The sequence below is a fragment of the Massilia aquatica genome (assembly GCF_011682045.1).
Classification (GTDB): domain Bacteria; phylum Pseudomonadota; class Gammaproteobacteria; order Burkholderiales; family Burkholderiaceae_D; genus Telluria_A; species Telluria_A aquatica.
Genome location: NZ_VVIW01000008.1, coordinates 14159 through 31861 on the forward strand (window position 1 = coordinate 14159; position 17703 = coordinate 31861).

Below are 17703 nucleotides of genomic sequence, written 5' to 3' on the forward strand. Positions count from 1 at the left end.
TTGTCATGGCCGAAGCACAACTGTACGACCGTATCCAGTGGCACGAGGGCATGCTGCTCAGTCCACAGCAGTTCCAGCAGGAGAGCGCGCGCGTCGATGCGCTGGTCGGGTGGCAGTCGCTGGCGGGCCAGCCGGCTGCCTGGGGGGTGCGCCGGCTGGTGCTGGACGAGGCGCGCCTGACCACCGGCACGCTGCGCATCCTGGCGCTCGAAGCGATCCTCCCGAACGGCATGGCGGTCCATTTCGATGCCGCGCGGGCCTGCGAGCACGAGCTGGAACTGGACCTGGCGCCGTATGCGCAGCGCATGGAGCAAGGCGATCTGGCGGTCTATCTGGCGGTCGGCGCGGCGCGCGCGCTCAATCTGCCGGGCCGGCCCGCCATGTTCCGCGGCCTTGAGGGCGGCAGCGTCGACGACGAGGTGTCGCAGGCGTTCGCTTGCGAGGTGCCGCGCATGACGGCCAATCTGCAGCTCATCGCAGGCAAGGCGCCCGGCGCCGCGTATGTCGCGCTGCACCTGGCGAATCTGCGCAAAGAGAACGAAATTGTGCGGCGCGGCGCGTTCTGGCCTGCCCAGCTGGAAGTGCCGGGCGACGCCAGCCTGTGCCGCCGCGCGGGCGAGCTGGCGGCGCACATGCGCAGCAAGGCGCTGTTCCTGGCGCGTCAGAACGTGGCGCCATCGTCGCGCCTGGAAGACCGTCTGGCGCTGCTCGAGCAGCAAAACCGGCTCACTGGCCTGGTGCTGCACCTGCCACTGCTCGAAGCGGTGCTGCGCGCGCCGGTACTGCAGCCGCAACCGTTGTACCTGGCGCTGTGCGCCCAGTTGGGACCGCTTGCGGCGCTGCGCCCCGGCACGGTGCCGATGGCGCCGCCGCCGTACCGCCACGCCGACAGCTACGCCGCGTTCGACGCCGTGCTGCTGGCCTTGCAGGATCTGGTCGACGACGTCAGCCAGGACTGGAAGAGCTGCACCTTCGACTTCGACGGCCAGGCGTTCACGCTGCCGATGCGCGCAGAGTGGCTCGGCAAGCGCCTGGTGGTGGGCATGCGCGGCCACGGCGAGCGCGAGCTGGGGCAGTGGATGGGGGGCGCCGTGATCGGCTCGCGCACCATCTGGACCTCGCTGTGCGAGCGCCGCATGCTGGGCGCGGCGCGCACCAGGATCGACGACGCCCCGGAACTGGGCTTGCGCGCCAGCGCCGGTTACACCTTGTTCGGGGTCGATACCTCGGACCAGTTCATCGTTGCCGACCAGGCGCTCCAGATCAGCAATATCAACGAACACCTGGCCGCCAATCGGCCGCAGGAACTTGTCCTGTTCATCAAAGGCTCACCATGACACTCCATGACAATCCGGGCCGGGACGGCGGCGACGACCTGGCGTCGGTCCAGTTCCGCCACTTTACGGCAGTGCTCACTCAAGCCGCGCAGGCCGCGGCCAAGCTGGGCGAGAATGAAGCGCGCAGCGGCGCCGAGGCGCTCAGCGGCCAACTGGCGCAACTGATCGAACTGCAAACGCTGGAGTCCGGGCGGCGCGGCGGCAAGGCCGGCCTGGAGGCGGAGCTGCAGGCGCGCTTCCTGAAAGCGGCGCTGGCCGACGAAGTGCTGCTGCACACCGACTGGGCCGGTCGGCTCCATTGGCGCCATGTGCTGCTCGAGGCCAAGCTGTTCAATTCGGCGCACGCCGGCCAGCAGGTGTTCGCCGACGTCGACCAGCTGCTGCGCGAGCGCGAACCGGCACGCCGCGGCGTGGCCCGTCTGTACCTGTCTTTGCTGGCGCTCGGTTTCCAGGGACGCTATCGCGGCAGCGACGCGCTGGGACGGATTGCCGACTACCGGCGCGAGCTGTTCCAGTTCATCTACCAGCGCGCCGCCGACCTGGGCGGACGCGACGCCGTCGTGGCCGAACAAGCGTATGCCAGTACGCTCTCGCATGGCGGTGCGCGGCGCCTGTCCAAGCTGAGCCGGCGCGGCATGACGCTGGCGCTGGTGATGCTGCTGTTGCTGGGCTTGTCCGAGATCGCCTGGCTCTGGCAGTCGTGGCCGGTGCGCCAGGCAGTCGGCGCAGCCGTTGCCCCAGCGCCGGGCGGGGTGGCGCCATGATGAAGTTTCTGTCCGATAACCTGGCTATCGCCACGCTGTTGCTGGTGACGCTGCTGGTGCTGATCCTGCTTGGTCTGATTATCAACGCGGCCTTGCGCGGGACGGCCCAGGGCGGCGCCGCCCCGGCCGACAGCAAGCTGCGCACGCTGGGCGCGGAGTCGCTGCGCCAGTCCTTTCGCAGCGCGGTTGAACTGATCGAATCGAACCTGGCCGCGCGCCACGAGCGTTACAAGCTGTCGTGGACCTTGCTGCTCAACGACAGCGCGCAACGCCCGTTGCCGCTGGCGCAGTCCGGCCTGCCCAGCGCGCTGAGCGCCGACAGTACCCTGAGCGCGGCCGCGCAAGGCATCGACTGGCATTTCTTCGACAGCGGCGTGATCGTCCAGCTGCAGACCGGGCACCTCGGTTCGCCCGATCCCGACAGCGCCTCGAGTAACGGGGTGTGGGACGATTTTCTGGGCCTGTGCCGCAACTACCGGCCGCAGCGCCCGTTCGACAGCATCGTGCTGGCGGTGCCGTGCGCGGCCCTGCTGCAAACCGACCCGCAAGGCCAGCTCGACCTGATGGCGCGCGCCAAGGCGATTCACCGTCGCCTTTGGCTGGCGCAAAATCGCCTGGCGCTGCGCTTCCCGATCTATCTGGTGGTGTCCGAATGCGAAGCGCTGCCGGGCTTTGCCAACTTTGGCGGCGCGTTGCCCGAGGCGCTGCGCAGATCGATGCTGGGCTGGTCGTCGCCCTACGAACTGGTGGCGCCGTTTCGCACCCAGTGGGCCGACAGCGCCATGGACGACATCGTGCGGGCGGCAAGCGATCACTGCGCGGAACTGAGCGCACTGGAGCCGCCCGGCGCCGACAGCAGCGCTTACCTCATGCTGCCCGGAGAACTTGAACGCCTGCGCTGCGGCCTCAAGCTGTTCTGCGAAGAGCTGATGCGGCCCAGCGCCTATCATGAGCCGTTCCTGTTGCGTGGCATGTACCTGAGCGGCGACAGCAGCGACGCGGCCGCACTGCTTGCCGTCATGCCGGCAGCGCCCACCGGTGCGCTGGCCGCACTTTCGCTGGCCGCGCCAGGATCGGGCGAGCCCGCGGCAGCGGCCACGGCGGACGCGATGCCGGTCTTCATGCGCGATATTTTCGAGCGCAAGGTGTTTGCCGAAGCGGGGCTGGTGCAGTCCTGCTCGCAGCGCATGCGCCGCCCTGCCGCGAGCCGCGTGGCGTCCTGGGCGGTGCTGGCACTGCCGCTGCTGTGGGCCGCCGCACTGGTCGTCTCCACCGTACGCCTGCACCAACTGGGCGGCGACCTGGTGGGCTATCTGAACGCGCTCAATAGCGATACCCGGCGCAGCCTGCACACTGCGCGCACCGGCATGGACGATGCCCGGCGCAGCCAGAAGCGCGCCACCGACGCGCTGCTCACTATCGAGCAACTGGGGAGCGCGCGTTTCAATTCGGTCTTCATGCCCGGTTCATGGCCGCTCTTCGACGATCTGCACCAGCGCGTGGTTGGCCGGCTCGAGCAGGGCTTTGCCGACAACGCCTTTGACCCGTTGCGGCGCGCCGCGTTCAGCCGGCTGGGCCAATTGACGGGGGTGCCGATCGAGCCGGTCTCCGGCGCGCTGATCGGCGGCGCCGAATGCACGATGCCCGCTGGCTGGAGCGAACAGGTGGCCGCGCAAAGCGGGAGCGCACTCAATGTCGACGACTTGCCGCAGTTCGGGGCCACCCTGGGGTATCTGGCGCGCCTGGACGAACTCGATCGCGTGATCGGCGCGATGCTGCGGCTCAAGCATGCCGATGCCGGGCCGGCGTCGGGCACCGATCTGGCGCTGGTGGTGCGGGTCCTGCTTGGCGCCGAGCTCAATGGCGCTCCGGCGCGGACCGCCGCGCTGTTTCGGGCCGTGGCACAGCGCGAGCCGTCGCTGGCGCTCGAACCGATGCAGGCGGCGGCGCGCTGTTCGCTGCGACGGGCCAGCACGGCGCTGTACCAGCGCCTGTTCGACGATAACGGCTTGCTGCGTTCGGAGCGCCTTGTGGCCGCCAGCAGCGCCGCGCTGTTCGCCGGCGCCCAGCCTGGCGCCGGGCTGGCTGGCCAGCTGCCGGCGTGGCACGCGCTACGCGACGCGCTCAACTTTCAGCAGAGTCAGCTCGCCGGGGGCAAGGGTGGCTGGATGATACAGAGCAGCGTCAACCTCGGCGCCGCGCACGAGATCATGATGGAGCGTATCGGCGCCAATTCCCTGCTGGGAAAATCCGCCGTGCAGGAAACGCGGCGGCGCGTGGCGGAGGGCTTTGGACGCTTTGTCGTGGCCAGGGATACCGCGCTGTCGGCGCCCAGTCCGATCGACGGCACGGCCGACAACCTGGTGTGGTCTGGCGGCGCCTGGGCATTCTCGCCGCCGCGCCAGGCGTTGCAAGCGTCGGTGGCGGCGCTGCTGGCGCAACCGTGGATGAGCGCCGGCGGGCCGGCGCAGCTGCCGACGCTGGCGCGCGGCGCCACCGTCAGCTGGAACAAGGCGCTGCTGGAGCAGGCGATCGGGCTTGCCGAGGCGCGCAAGCGCTTCCAGGCCGGTCCTTTCATGGCGCTGCCGGCCAGGCTCCAGCAACCGGCCGCCGCCCTGGCCGACCTGGCGCTGGCCGCGAATGCGCAACGGCTGTTGATGCAGGCGCTCAGCGTGGCCCCGGTCGAGCTGCCCAGTGGCGCCAGCGATGCCGAACGCGCCAGCGTGCTGCGGGTGCGTGCCTGGCTGCTGGAAATCGGAGCAGGCGATGTCAGCGCGGAGCTGGACGCGGTGCTGGTGGCCGATGCGTTGTCGCGCCTTCAGCGTCTGGACGACATCGTCAGCGGGGCTGAGGTGTTCGTGCCGCGCGAGCGCACGTTCCAGACGTGGAACGGCGAAAAAGGTGTCCTGCTCGACGCCTTTGGCAATGGCGACGCCGCCGTGCTTGCCGCCTACGTCGCCCAGCAGCATGAGTTTGTCGATACAGCGGCCAGCCAGGCCGAAGGCGTGCTGGCGCAGCTGGCCGGTTTCGCCACCGGCAACCCCATGGTGACACGCTGGCAAGCCATCGTGGCGGACTTGCGCCGCCATCGGCTCAAGAGTCCGGCCAGTTCGCTGATGGCGCTGGAGCAGTTCATTCTCAGCGGCAGTGCCGATATCGACCTGGGCAACTGCACCGACAAGCTCGGTTCACGCGGCGTGCAGCGGCGTGGCGCCGATGTCTTTGCCGAACGCTTGCTCAATCTGCAGAACGGCGTGCTGGCGCGCTGCCGCGAGCTGGCGGCCGGCCGCTACCGGGAGGAGTGGGAGCGCTTTGCCGGGTTGTACAACCGCGACCTTGCGCGACGGGCACCGTTCGACGCGCGTCCGAACGGCGTGGCGCTGCCGGCCGACCGGGACGCGGTGGGGGCGGCGATGCAGCAGTTTGACCGGGCGCGTGCGGCCGCTGCGCTGGCCGAGCGCGAGCCAGGCATGGCAGGCGCGCGCGCCCCGGTGCGCGAGGCAGGCGAGCAGCTGCGCCACATGCGCGAGGTGCTGGCGCCGTTGTATCCGGTCGAACCGGGGCAGGCGGGCGGGCTGGACGTGACGGTGCAGTTTCGCCCCGCAGGCGTGCCCGATGCCGGGGCCAACCAGATCATCGACTGGAGCCTGGCCATCGGGGCGGGTACGCTGCGCCTTGGCGAGCCTGCACGCGCACTGCGCTGGGAACCAGGCACGCCGGTAATGCTGTCGCTGCGCCTGGCGCGCGACGGCAGCGGACAACCCCGGGCCGAGCCGGGCCACGTCAATATGACGGTCACTGATCGCACCGTGAACTATCGCTTTGACGATCCATGGGCGCTGTTCAGTTTTATCGGCGCTTACCGCGAAAACGAGGTGGCCGAGGGCGATCGCCGCGGTCCGCTGCTGCGCTTTGAATTTCCCGTGCTGCACACTGGCCCGGGTGTGAACGTGGTGCCGCTGGCGGCGCGCACACGCGTGTTCCTGCGTCTGGGTGTGAGCGCGCCGGGCAAGCGTGCGCCGCTGGCCTGGCCCACGGTCTTCCTGGCGCATGTGCCAGCCTGGCAGGACGCGGCGCTGAGCAGCAGCGCCGCGCTGTTACCCAACCAACTTGAAGCGAATGCCAAATGAACGCGATACCTGATTTTCCCGTCGACGAGGTGGACCGGCAGCTTGTTGCTGACATTCTTGCGCCGCTGGCGCCCGATGCACCCTGCGGCGCGCAAGTACGCTTCGATCCCGTCTTTACCGAAATACGCCTGCTGCGCGACGAGGATGACCCCAGCCTGCCAATGAGGCAATGGGAGCGGCCGCTCAAGGTGGCCGACTGGGCGCAGATCGATGCGTTGTGCACGCAGATGCTGTGCACGCGCTCCAAACACCTCCAGTTTGCCGCATGGCTGATTGAGTCATGGATGCGCCAGCGCGGCTTTGCCGGCCTGTGCCAGGGACTGGGAATGCTTGAGGCGCTGTTGCGCCGCTATTGGGACTCGATCCATCCGATGATCGACGAGGAGGGTGACTGCGAGCTGCGCCTGGCGCCGTTGGAGTGGCTCAATGAATCGCTCAGCGTCGACGTGCGCATCCACGCGGTGCTGCTGCCACTGGCCCAGTGCAAGCCGCCATGCCTGACGCTGGCGGACTGGGAGCGCATGTCGGCGCAAGATCCGACCGGTCCAGACGAGAAAGCGCGTGGCGAGGCGCACGGCAACCCCGACTCCCAGCTCACGCGGGCCGCTGTCCTGGCCGGTGCCGCCCAGTCGCAGGCGCAGCTTTGCGCGACGCGCTCTGCCGTCGCGCAAAGCCGCGAAACGTTGTCCGCGATAAGCACCTTGCTCAATGAACGGCTGGGGGATGAGGCGCCCAATATGTCACGCCTGCTGTCGACGCTGGAAGCTGCCGAGCGCGTGCTGGTGCAATTGCATCCTGAACTGAAAGCGACTGACATGGAAAACCAACCCGTACTTGAAACCGTGCTTCCCAACACTGGTGCGATGCCCGTGCCGGCGCACAGCGCCGCCGACGTGACCTTCTCCGGCTGGCGCAACCGCGCTGAAGCCTATGTGACGCTCGACGCGCTGGCACGCTATTTGATGGAGCTTGAACCACACAGTCCCGTTCCGTTTCTTATACGGCGCGCGCTACATTGGGGCAGCATGCCTTTGCCGGAACTGATCACCGAAATCATCAAGGAGGAGGGCGACCTGAACCGGCTGGTGGGGGTTCTTGGATTGAAGATGTAGCGCGCAAAAGGTGGGACGCTGGAAGCCTGGTCCCCGCGGACAGCCATGCATAGCCATCGCTTTCGATGTTGTTAATGGCATGTTTGGCGCGCCGCTCCCCCTGTCGGCCGCTTGCCGGCTACAAGAATGCCAGCTTGGCCTGGCCCGCATGGCTTGCTGCGGCGTGCTCGCAGCCGTCGGCGTGGCGCCGGTCGTCCGTGAATTGGTAGGGCGGCAGGGCGCCGCTGGCGCGCCAGATGCCGGAAAGATGGGCTGAACTGGCCGGCAGGTCCGGCAGCAGCAGCGCGGTGGCGTGGCACACCACGTCATAGCATTCGCAGACATGCGCGTGCAAGCCGCTGCGGCTGAGGACGGTGACATGGCCGCGGCGCCAGCGGATGATGCCCCGTTCCTGCAGCCAGCGGGCGGCATCGGTCACGCCTTCGCGGCGCACCCCGATGATGCCGCCGATTTCCTCCTGCGTTGCGGCCAGCTCGTTCGATGATGAGCGGTCCAGCATTTGCAGCAAATAGCGGCACAGGCGCTGCCTGGTGCTGTGGTGGCTGTTGCATGCCGCCAGCTGCGAAACCTGCATCAGGCGTGCCTGGGCGTAGCGCAGCAGCAGGCGCAGCAGGGGCCCCTTGTTGTAGAACTCCGCCATGAGTCGCGCCGCGCCGAGGCGGTAGGCGTAGCCGGCGCTCTGCACGACGGCGCGCCCGGCGGACCGGTCGCCGCCCATGAATAATGGGACGCCGAGCATGCCTTCATTGCCGACCCGGTTGATTTCGGAGGTGCCGCCGTTTTCCAGCAGATAGTCGATCGAGATGGTTGCCGTGACCGGGAAATAGACGTAGTCCATTTTGCCGTCGACCTGGTACAGCACATCGCCGCGCTCGAGGGCGATCAGTTCCAGATAGGGCGACAGGCGGTGATACTCGGCGCGCTCGAGTTCCGCCAACAGGCGATTTTTGCTCGGACTGAGTATGGTAAGCATGGCAATGTTCCTGATATGTGGCGCACGCGACCGTGCGCAGACCATCACCTTGTGCTTGTGCGCTCAATAAGTCCGTGCGCTGGCGCACATTCATTCTCGCGTCAACGCCCTGGACAGAGTCCCTTACGCGCCGGTACCGGCGGGCGGAAACCGCCGCCGGCGCGCCGGGGTTCAGTCCGCAATCAGCTTGAACTCCTTGAGCAGATCGCTGATTTCGGTTCCCTCCAGCTTTTTCAGGAAATACTCGCGCACGAAGGCCGGCCCCGGAATGTCGAGCTGCTTGCCGTCGCGCAACGGTGTCACCGCCGCCAGCAAGGTGCGGATGTCATAGGTCGAATTGAACACTTCCGGCACCCCGCGCTCGACATCGAGCAGGGTGTAGACCGCCTCCATCGCCGTGCGCACCGAGTATTCGGTGGTAAAAATGCAGTCGCGCTCGCGTGTCTGGGCAAACTGGCCGATGAAGGCGAAGTTGGCGGCGTCCGCCGGCACGATGGCGGGACGGTCGCCGGCCTGGCGCGGCATGAAGAAGGCGGTGATGTAGGGCATCATGACCGGCACCGTATTGGCGGCCGTAGCAGCGAGCTCGGCAATATCTTCGACCGGCACGCCCAGGTGGTACAGCCATTCCTGAGTGATTTCTTCGCCGCTGCAATCTTGCATGGGCTTTTTGACGTAGTCGCCCGGCACGTCGACGAACAGCGCGTACAGCCAGCCGACCAGCTGGTGTTTCGGCTGCTGCTTGAAGTGCGGCTGGCGGCTCACGGTCCAGCTCATCAGCCAGGCCGAATCCTTGACCGTGACGATGCCGGCGGTGACGACCTTGCCGCTGAACGGATCGCGCTTGGCGATTTTCTCGATGTAGGGAGGAATGCGCGCATCGAGCGTGGTGATGGTGGCCGATTCCCACTTGGTCTGGGCGATGTGCGCGCCGAATACGTCGGGCCGGCCGAACGCTCCATCTTTTGCCGCGATGCGCCGCCACAGGTCCCAGGCCGGGGCCGGCCCTTCATTGAGCCTGGCTGGCGTATGGTGGTCGCCATTGTCGGAATTCTCGGTCAGGGAGCCGATGGTGACGAACAGCAGGTCGTCGGCGCCGAGGTCGACGCCGCCGGCCACGCCGTGCTCGCGCCAGTCGATCCTGGTTGCCTGCTTGCGCCCGGGCGCGATGTCGAACTGCACATCGGTGACCTCGACGCCGTAGCGGAACACGACACCGTGTTCGTGCAGCCATTTCACCAGCGGCAGCACCATCGATTCGTACTGGTTGTAGCGGTTGAATTTAAGCGAAGAGAAATCGGCAAGGCCGCCGATATGATGGATGAAGCGGTGCAGATACAGCTTCATTTCGAGGGCGGAATGCCACTCCTCGAACGCGAACATGGTGCGCCAGTACAGCCAGAAATTGCTTGACAGGAAATCCGCCCCGAACACCTCGTCGATGCGCTTGTTTTCCATGGATTCATGGCTGGCCAGGAACACCGAAAGCAGGTTCTTTTGTGCGCGCTCGTTCAAGGTCAGCAGCGCCTTGTCGGCCACATCGCCGCCGCAGTCCTGCGTGACCCGCTGCAGCGATACATTCGGATCGTCCCTGTCGAGGCGATAGAACTCGTCGAGGACGCTGGCGCCTTCGATCTCGAGCGAGGGAATCGAGCGGTACAGGTCCCACAGGCATTCGAAATGTTGTTCCATTTCCCGTCCGCCGCGGATGACGAAGCCCTTCTCGGGCACCTTCAGGCCATCGAGCGCGCCGCCGGCGATGTCTTGCTGTTCGAGGATGGTGATGCGTTGGCCGGCCACGCCCGCGTCGCGGATCAGGAAGGCGGCGCCGGCCAGGCTGGCCAGCCCGGAGCCGACGAACCACGCCGATTTGTTGTCGGCGCCCGCAGCCTTGCGCGGACGTACGAAGGCTTCATAATTTCCGCTGCTGTAATGCATATCTGTTCCCTTGTCGTGTTGTTTGCACTGCCGGCCAGGCGACGCTCGCCGGACCCGGCTGCGCTGATCGCGCCTGTGCACCACGCCTTTGATCGGACCAGGCGCGGCGGTTTCGCCAGAGCTTGCGCGTGGACAAACGGCCTGTCAGTGTGTTTGCGCGCTTTCGACCCGTGCTGGCCGGCCGCCCGGTATTTTCCCCGGAGAAAGTGGTCAAAGCGCGGCGCCACACACAGAAATCGTGCTCGCGGGTGCATTATCGACGCGTGCCCGCAGCTTGCCCGGCCATGTCGTCGAGCCGACTGGTCCCGGACCGTCTATGCATTTGCGTCAACGGAATTCATTCAAGACAATCTATCTCAGGAGTCATTCATGTCACAAACCATGCAGGCCGCTTTCGTCGAGCAATATGGACAAGCACTGGTGTTGAGGGAAGTGGCCATTCCCGTACCCGGGCCCGGCCAGATCCTGGTCAAGACCGAGGCGTGCGGCGTTTGCCACACCGACCTGCACGCCGCCAGCGGCGACTGGCCGATCAAGCCTGCGCTGCCGTTCATTCCGGGCCACGAGGGCATTGGCATCGTCACCGCACTCGGTGCGGGCGTAACGGCAGTCAAACAAGGCGACCGGGTCGGCGTGCCCTGGCTCTACTCGGCATGCGGGCACTGCGAATACTGTCTTGCCGGCCATGAGCCGGTATGCGCCGAGGCCCAGTTTGGCGGCTTCAGCAAAAACGGCGGTTTCGCCGAGTACATCGTGGCCGATCCGAATTATGTGGCGCATATCCCGGCGGGCCTGGCCGCGCGCGACGCGGCCCCGCTCATCTGCGCCGGCATCACCTCCTACAAGGGCATCAAGGAAACGCAGGCCAGGCCAGGGCAGTGGATCGTCATTTCCGGCATCGGCGGTTTGGGACACCTGGCGGTGCAGTATGCCAAGGCCATGGGTTTGCACGTCTGCGCGGTCGATATCGATGAAGGCAAGCTGGCGCATGCCGCACTGCTGGGCGCCGACGCCGTGGTCGATGCGCGCAAAGCCGACGCCATCGACTTGGTGAAAAGCATCACCGGCGGCGGCGCGCACGGCGTGCTGATCACGGCGCCGTCGCTGGTGGCGTTCCGGCAGGGCGTGGGGATGACGCGCAAGTTCGGCACGTGCGTGTTGGTGGGCTTGCCTGCGGGGGAGTTTCCGACGCCGCTGTTCGATGTGGTGGCCAACTGCATCACGATCCGCGGCTCGTTCGTCGGCAGCCGGCTCGACATGGCCGAGGCACTGGCCTTTGGCGTGGACGGCAAGGTCAAGGCCGATATCGAGTTGCAGCCATTATCGGCCATCAATGACGTGTTTGACCGCCTCAAGCGCGGCGACGTGCCGTCGCGTGTCGTGCTCGCGTTCGGCGCCTGACGTCAACGGCGTCCGGGGCCGCAAGCGCGCCTGCGCGCCCCGGTCGAGTGCCTTGCCGGCCTGGCGTCAGAAATTGCTGCAGTCGCGCTGCCAGGCTTCCATCAACTGCCGGGCATGATGATGGTTGCCCTGCGCTTCACTCAGCTGCGCCGTGTAGAGGTGCACTTCGCACAGGCGCGCCTTGCCCAGTGCGGGGAACGCTTCGGCCTGATCGTACATGGGGTCCATCTTGAGGCGGCCGAGGTAGAAGTCGGCGATCGGCGCGGGCCAGCCCTTGATGTTGGCGGCCGCCAGATCGCGCTTGGCGCCTTCCTTGTCGCCGGCGGCGGTTTGCGTAAGGAACAATTCGAGCGCGATGCGCGGCGCGGCCGGCGCCTTGCGCAGGCGCGGGACCATCTCGGCGGCCTTTTTCTCGCGCCGGTAGATGCGCGCCAGTTCGATCAGGGCACGCTGCTGGCCCTGGTTGGCAGCCTTTTCCAGCCAGGCCCGTCCGACCTTCCAATCGGCATAGCGGTAGTTCGCCAGTGCCAGCTGGGCGTCGGCATTGCCGCCTTCGCCTTCCTTGAGCAGCCAGGCTGCCGGGCTGGTGGCCGGCTTGGGAAATACCTCGCCGTTGCCAGTGCGGCTCAGGTAGACCTGGCGCTCGCTGTTGGCGAAGTAGATCTTGTAAGCGCGGAAGAAGTCTCCGCCGAGCACCACGTCCGGTTCGCCCGCATTGCTGCCGTAGGTGGCGCGGATCGGCAGGTCGACGTTTTTCACGCTGTCCGGCCCGACGGCGACGGTGGCGAAGACCGCGCTCCAGAAGCCATCCGGGGCGGTGCTCTTGACACCGGCCTTGGCGGCGCCATCGTCGGTGATCCTGCTCTGGGGCGTGTTCGAATCGAATTGCGCCTCGAGGTCCATGCCGTTGACTTTGACGGTGACGCGCACGCGCTTGTCGACGCTGGGGCGGGGCAGCATCGGCAGTTTGATGGCGCGGGCGGTCCAGGCAGGCGGCGTGCAGCCGATGCGCATTTCCTTATCGGCCAGCGCGATTTCAAGGTCGGCCTGCATCAGTACGTCGGCGCCGAGAATGCCATCGAAGCCGGGCGGGTAGCCGCTGTCGATAACCACCGGCAGGTTGAGCGCGCCGCGCATCGGCCCCAGCTCGAAGCTGGCCAGCCTGGTCCGGCCCGGTGCGCCGGCTGCCACCGTCAGCTGGTATTTCTCGGCAGCGGTGCGGGTCAGCACTGTCGAGGCCGAGCCGGTGTTGACCCACAGCGCGGCGGGTGCGCCATTGATGCTGCCGCGCACAGTGGGCGTGACGATGATGCTGCCGCCGTAGTAAATCGGCAAGGTGGTGGTCTTGGGCAGGGTGCAGGCGGCGCCGGCAAGGGAAGGCAGCGTCAGTGCTGCCAGGGCAATAAATGCTTTCATGCAAACCTTTAATTTATAGCAACCAGGATGGCAAAAAAAAGGCGCCTTTGGGTGAGGCGCCATTTTTTACCGGCGGTAATGCGGCGAATATATCGCCAGTCCTTCGCCGGCGCAAGCGCCAGTTGCGCTTATTTGCCCGGTCCCGACTGTCGCCTGCCGTTTGCCCCTGGGCGGCTGTCGCAATACAGTCACGCGGTGACCGATTTGACCGCACTTCCATGTTCTTTGACGCCGCTAACCGGGATTGGGGGAGGCGCCGGCGCTACACTGCGGATAAAGCAACAATGATTGCCTGCTTGACTGTAATTGCTAGCAAGGTAAACTGCATGGCTGACGCTCTTGAAACGCATTGCATGCATGCCGCACCAATCAAGCCTCCGGTTCCGGAGGCTTTTTTTATCGGTCAGGCGCGGCGCCACGTGACCGTGCGCGCTGGCGATAGCGTTGGCGATCCTCCACTGAAAGAAAGAAGAATGAAAAAACTGCTGACCCTCCTGCTCATCGCTGCCTGTTGCGTTTCGGGCTCTGCCGCCGCAGCGGAAGGGGATAAGAATGCCACCGAACGCCAGGGATTCGTGGCGCTGCGCGTGTTCGCCAACACTCTGGACATGGAGCCGCATACCTGGACGCATCTCGTTGTCCTTACCGCGACAGACAAGGAATTGAAGCTGGAAATCAAGGCTTCGGATAGCCGCCATACATCGAAGATTTTTGCCGGCTATCTTCCTGAGGGAAATTATCGCCTGAAAAGCTTGATCGGCATGAAAAGTAACCCCGAGATCGGGCCGGGGTTCGCGTTCGCGGTCAAGCAGGGCGCGTTGACCAACCTTGGAACGGTCATTTATCAACCGATCGGCGAAGGAAAGGCGACCTTCGTCATGGATGACAAGCCGGCCGCTCTCGCCCGTGTCGTGGCGAAGGAATTTCCGGCGTTGGCAAAAGACCTCAACGACACCACCGTGCTTGGCTGGGGCCAGGTGGCGGCGAACAGCGTGGGCGCTTCCGGCCAGGAAATTCCGTCGCTTGAGTACGGCCTGACCGGTTCAGTGCTTTTCCACATAGCCGACAAGATGTCGGAAACCGAGAAACGCGTCGCCTGGGCCGACGCGAAAGATCCCGCCTTGCGCGTCATGCTCTCTAAAGCCAGCACCTACTCCTTGAATGCGGCGCAAGAATTGCCTGACGGTGCGCTGCTGGTCGGTAGCAATCTGGGGCAATTACTGTCGCGTAGCAAGTCGGGCGAGTGGACCAATATCGACCTCGACGACCCGCGCGAAATCACGGCCCTGTATGCGCGCAGCGGCAAGCACATCACCGTGGGCGGCGAGGAGAGCATGCTCAAGCAGTCGACCGATGGCGGGCTGACCTGGGTGGACCTGGCATTCCCCGTCGAAAATGGCTTGATCGCGCATATGACCGAAATCAATGGGGAGCTGCTGGTGATGAGTCTCGCTCAAGGCAGACTCTACGTGCACGGCCGCATGAACACGCCGGGCAGCCGATGGAGCGAACTGGCCAATCTTGCAGGGATGGGCACCTTGGCGTACACAAGCTTGCCAAGCCGAGCCACGATTCACAAGGGAAAGTATCTCTTGGTCCTTCCGGGCAAGGAAATGCACGCTTTCGATCTGGCGCAGCGTACCTGGACAGTGTTACCCGTGCCGCAGGAGATCAAGGAAGTCACCAGCACCGGCGAGTCGCTGTATGCCGCCGGCTTTTTCCAGAAGCCTTACGTTTCCCAGGATGACGGGGCAAGCTGGAGCAAACCTGGCAATGCCTGCGGTGGCTTTTTTTCGACCCTCATGTACGACTTCGCCATGCGTGACAAGAATGAGGCATGGTCGCTCTGCCATGTCAGTGGCGCCTTTGTGACCGGCTCGCGTATCCGGCATTCGAAGGACGGGGGCAAGACCTGGGCCGATCTGGTCGACCAGACGCCGGTAAAAACCATGCGCATGGTCGTCACCAAATCGGTATTGCTGTATATCGATCGCGATGCCCGCATCTCCTCGAGTGCCGACGGCGGGCTGACATGGACGCGCGACACGCGGGTGCTTCCTCAAGCCTTGCCGGCCGCTGCCGACAGCGGCCCTGCGGAGCGCCAGTCGAAGTAAGCGCCGCGTGACGGGGCCCGCTTCATGCCGGCGCATGGTCATGGCGTTGCGCTGGCCGTGCTGGTGGCGGCAGGAGCCGCCTGCTATTTCGCCAATATGTGGGACGACGTAATGGTGTACTGCCGGGTCGGGCAGTCAGGCCGGCAAAACAAACGAATCGATAAGGCGCGCCTCGACCGAGGATTGAGCAAACTGTTTCACGCGCCGTTCTTTGTCTTCTTGCAACCAATTTACCGCATGCCGCCCGATCCAGACTTGCGGGTCTGGTTTGCTGGGATTCGCTGATCTGCCTGGAACCGCAGGAAGAAATGGCAAGTCTGGATTGCACCATTGAACTATTGAATTGGTAGAGTGCTTTTTAATAAAGCGAGCAAGTTGCTTGAAGCGCCGCTCAAGGCTTTGTGTACCCTCACTTTCCGTAGCCGGGGTACTCACCGCGATCCGGCCTTCTGTGATGACCGCCCCAACGGTGTCGGAGCGTAGAAACTGAATTGTGAATTCTTCCGAGTTGCAGTACCAGTCATCACATGCAGGTATGTAGCGAGCACTTAGCGTTGGACAATCTTGCATAGACCAGATAATGCAGTAACGTCCCGTGACCTGGTCGAGCGAACGAAATTGCCGTGGGGATGCACTCTTCCAGCGCGGACCGTCGATCAGATGTACATGCTCATCCGCGAGCATCAACGTGGCGAATTCAGATTCATCATCAGGATGCATCACGAAGCGAAGTTGACTTCTCAATGGAATTTTCCTTTAGGTGGCCTGACGTGGTAAATATCGCAAAACACGATCCCGGTCAATCACCGGAAAGGGCTGCACTGGATTTGACCTGACATAGTCCGTCAGGTCAAGTTCGAGCCAGTGCATCTTATCCGGTCCGAGCGTCACTCCCGATTTGCCGTCCGCTCTTGCGCTACTGCTCACTCGCCTTGATTCTTCAGCGCCATTTTTTTCGTTGGTGCAGCGCCGCTTGGTAGCTGCTGCCCGCGACCCGCCTGCGCACGCCCGTTTCCGCCGGTGCCCAACTTGCGCCCCAGCCTGCGCCAGCCGATCACCATGCCGCTCACGCTCAGGACGGCGCCGCCGAGGCTCAACGCCAGCAGCACCAGGTCCCACAAGGGCCGGCGCTCCAGCAAGGGCAGCCAATCCCAGCTGTGCAGCATGGCGAACAGCCAGCGGCTGGTTCGCTTGTGACTGTCGCTGCGGCCTGCCAGCGCGCCCGTATGCGGATCGACATACACCCAGCTCTGGTGCGGATCGGCAAAGGCGATGCGCCACACCGGCAGCGGCTTGCCGGCGCCGCCGGTCATGCTGTGGGCGTCGCGGCTGTAATAGTACAGATCGTACGCATCGAGCCGTTCGACGCTCGCCACCGCATGCGGCAGCAGCGTGCGCGCGGCACCGAGCAGCGCGCCGCTGTCGAGCGCCGCCGGATGGCCGGTCTGGCTGTCGAGCACGAGCGGCTTGCCGGTCGCCGGCTGGGCCAGCACCAGCGTGCCTCCCAGCACGCGAGTCCACTTGAGCTCGCGGATATCCGGACCGGCCGCGGCCAGCAGCGCCGCCGGCGCCGCGTCGCCTGCGGACGGCAGCGGCGCCGCGCCTTCGAGCGCCTGCATGCGCAGCGGTGGCGCGCCGCCGTCAAAAATGCGCCACGGGTTCATCGACATCAGCCCGCTGAAGATCCAGGTGGCCGTCACCGCCCCGAACAGCAGGCCGCCAATATGGTGCCAGCGCATCAGCGCGCCGGGGTAGGGCGAACGCGAACCGCTGCGGTAGGGCGCCCGGAAGCGCCAGCGCAACAGGCCCACGGCCATGCCCCCCAGCACCATGACGGTGCCGGCAAGCGCGAGCCAGTTGACGATATCGCCCCAGTACGGATCGAACGCGTTGCCGCGCAAGGGATACAGCCAGTGCAGCCACGCGCCGGCGTAGTTCCACAGCCGTTCGCTGCGCGGCGCGTCGCGCACCACTTCGCCGGTCCGGCCCGACACATACAGCAGCGTCCGCGCCGGGTCGGACAGCTGCACCTGGTGCAGCGGGCGGTGGGCATCCAGGCCGCGCGAGTGGGTGAACGCATCTTCGTCCACCGGGCCGAGGTAGCGCGCGCCGACACCCGGCCCTGCGAAAGCGGCGGCGCTGGCCATGGCGCGCGCTTCGCCGGTGGGCGCCAGCCGGGCGCCGCTGCGCGCATCGACGGCGATGGCGGCGCCCTTGGACCCAGCCGGCTGGGCCAGGTAGACCGCATTCCCGCCGCTGGCGGCCGCCAGCCTGAGCTCCTTGAGCGGCCCTTTGATGCCGGCGAGGGCCATGGCCTGCTGCGGCCCGAGCAGCGGCGCGCCGGCCTGCAAGGGCGGCAGATGGCCAAGGCGCTCGGCCTCGGTCAGTTTCGGATAGCCGACGTACATCATCACCACGCCGGAGACGAACCACATCGCGAAAAAAGCGCACAGGACGATGCCCAGCCAGCGGTGGCCCAGGAACAGCAGGCGTTTGAAAGACGTTCCCATGGCCCGCC

11 protein-coding genes are annotated in these 17703 nt (G+C 65.7%); 6 read left to right on the top strand and 5 right to left on the bottom strand.

Annotated features, from left to right (window positions below; all coding sequences use genetic code 11):
• The first annotated feature begins 5 nt into the window (after positions 1-5).
• From tssK to tssA, 4 genes are read left to right on the top strand one after another with little or no spacing between them, the layout of a single operon-like run.
• Complete coding sequence (tssK, locus tag F1609_RS15450; protein WP_167077298.1) at positions 6-1337, top strand: type VI secretion system baseplate subunit TssK; 1332 nt, start codon at positions 6-8, stop codon at positions 1335-1337.
• On the top strand, positions 1334-2101 hold the full coding sequence (locus F1609_RS15455) for a DotU family type IV/VI secretion system protein (protein ID WP_167077299.1): 768 nt from the start codon (positions 1334-1336) through the stop codon (positions 2099-2101). Before tssK ends, F1609_RS15455 begins: the two co-directional genes overlap by 4 nt.
• Positions 2098-6231 (top strand): type VI secretion system protein, encoded by a 4134-nt coding sequence (locus F1609_RS15460; protein ID WP_167077300.1) that lies wholly within the window; start codon positions 2098-2100, stop codon positions 6229-6231. Before F1609_RS15455 ends, F1609_RS15460 begins: the two co-directional genes overlap by 4 nt.
• Positions 6228-7343 carry a type VI secretion system protein TssA gene (gene tssA / locus F1609_RS15465; RefSeq protein WP_167077301.1) on the top strand — a complete coding sequence of 372 codons (1116 nt, stop codon included), beginning with the start codon at positions 6228-6230 and terminating at the stop codon, positions 7341-7343. Before F1609_RS15460 ends, tssA begins: the two co-directional genes overlap by 4 nt.
• Before the next feature lie 118 nt (positions 7344-7461).
• On the opposite strand, the gene F1609_RS15470 is transcribed toward tssA, so the two are convergent.
• Both F1609_RS15470 and F1609_RS15475 read right to left on the bottom strand, forming a co-directional pair.
• Positions 7462-8316: a Crp/Fnr family transcriptional regulator gene (locus tag F1609_RS15470; RefSeq protein ID WP_167077302.1), complete on the bottom strand. Its 855-nt coding sequence runs from the start codon at positions 8314-8316 to the stop codon at positions 7462-7464.
• A 171-nt stretch (positions 8317-8487) separates the two neighbouring features.
• Entirely contained in the window at positions 8488-10254 is a 1767-nt protein-coding gene (locus tag F1609_RS15475; RefSeq protein WP_167077303.1) for an oleate hydratase, read from the bottom strand.
• A gap of 369 nt (positions 10255-10623) precedes the next feature.
• On the opposite strand from F1609_RS15475, the gene F1609_RS15480 reads away from it, so the two are divergent.
• Entirely contained in the window at positions 10624-11655 is a 1032-nt protein-coding gene (locus F1609_RS15480; RefSeq protein WP_167077304.1) for a zinc-dependent alcohol dehydrogenase, read from the top strand.
• Positions 11656-11721: 66 nt separating this feature from the next.
• On the opposite strand, the gene F1609_RS15485 is transcribed toward F1609_RS15480, so the two are convergent.
• Entirely contained in the window at positions 11722-13071 is a 1350-nt protein-coding gene (locus F1609_RS15485) for a retropepsin-like aspartic protease (protein WP_167077305.1), read from the bottom strand.
• 326 nt (positions 13072-13397) lie between these two features.
• Between F1609_RS15485 and F1609_RS15490 the strand changes: the two genes are divergently transcribed.
• Complete coding sequence (locus F1609_RS15490; RefSeq protein WP_167077306.1) at positions 13398-15185, top strand: sialidase family protein; 1788 nt, start codon at positions 13398-13400, stop codon at positions 15183-15185.
• A 135-nt stretch (positions 15186-15320) separates the two neighbouring features.
• Here the strand turns inward: F1609_RS15490 and F1609_RS15495 are convergent, their stop codons facing one another.
• Positions 15321-15929 (bottom strand): DUF8467 domain-containing protein, encoded by a 609-nt coding sequence (locus tag F1609_RS15495; protein ID WP_167077307.1) that lies wholly within the window; start codon positions 15927-15929, stop codon positions 15321-15323.
• Positions 15930-16108: 179 nt separating this feature from the next.
• Positions 16109-17695, bottom strand: coding sequence for a PepSY domain-containing protein (locus F1609_RS15500; protein ID WP_167077308.1), 1587 nt, complete (start codon positions 17693-17695; stop codon positions 16109-16111).
• Between the last annotated feature and the right edge of the window lie 8 nt (positions 17696-17703).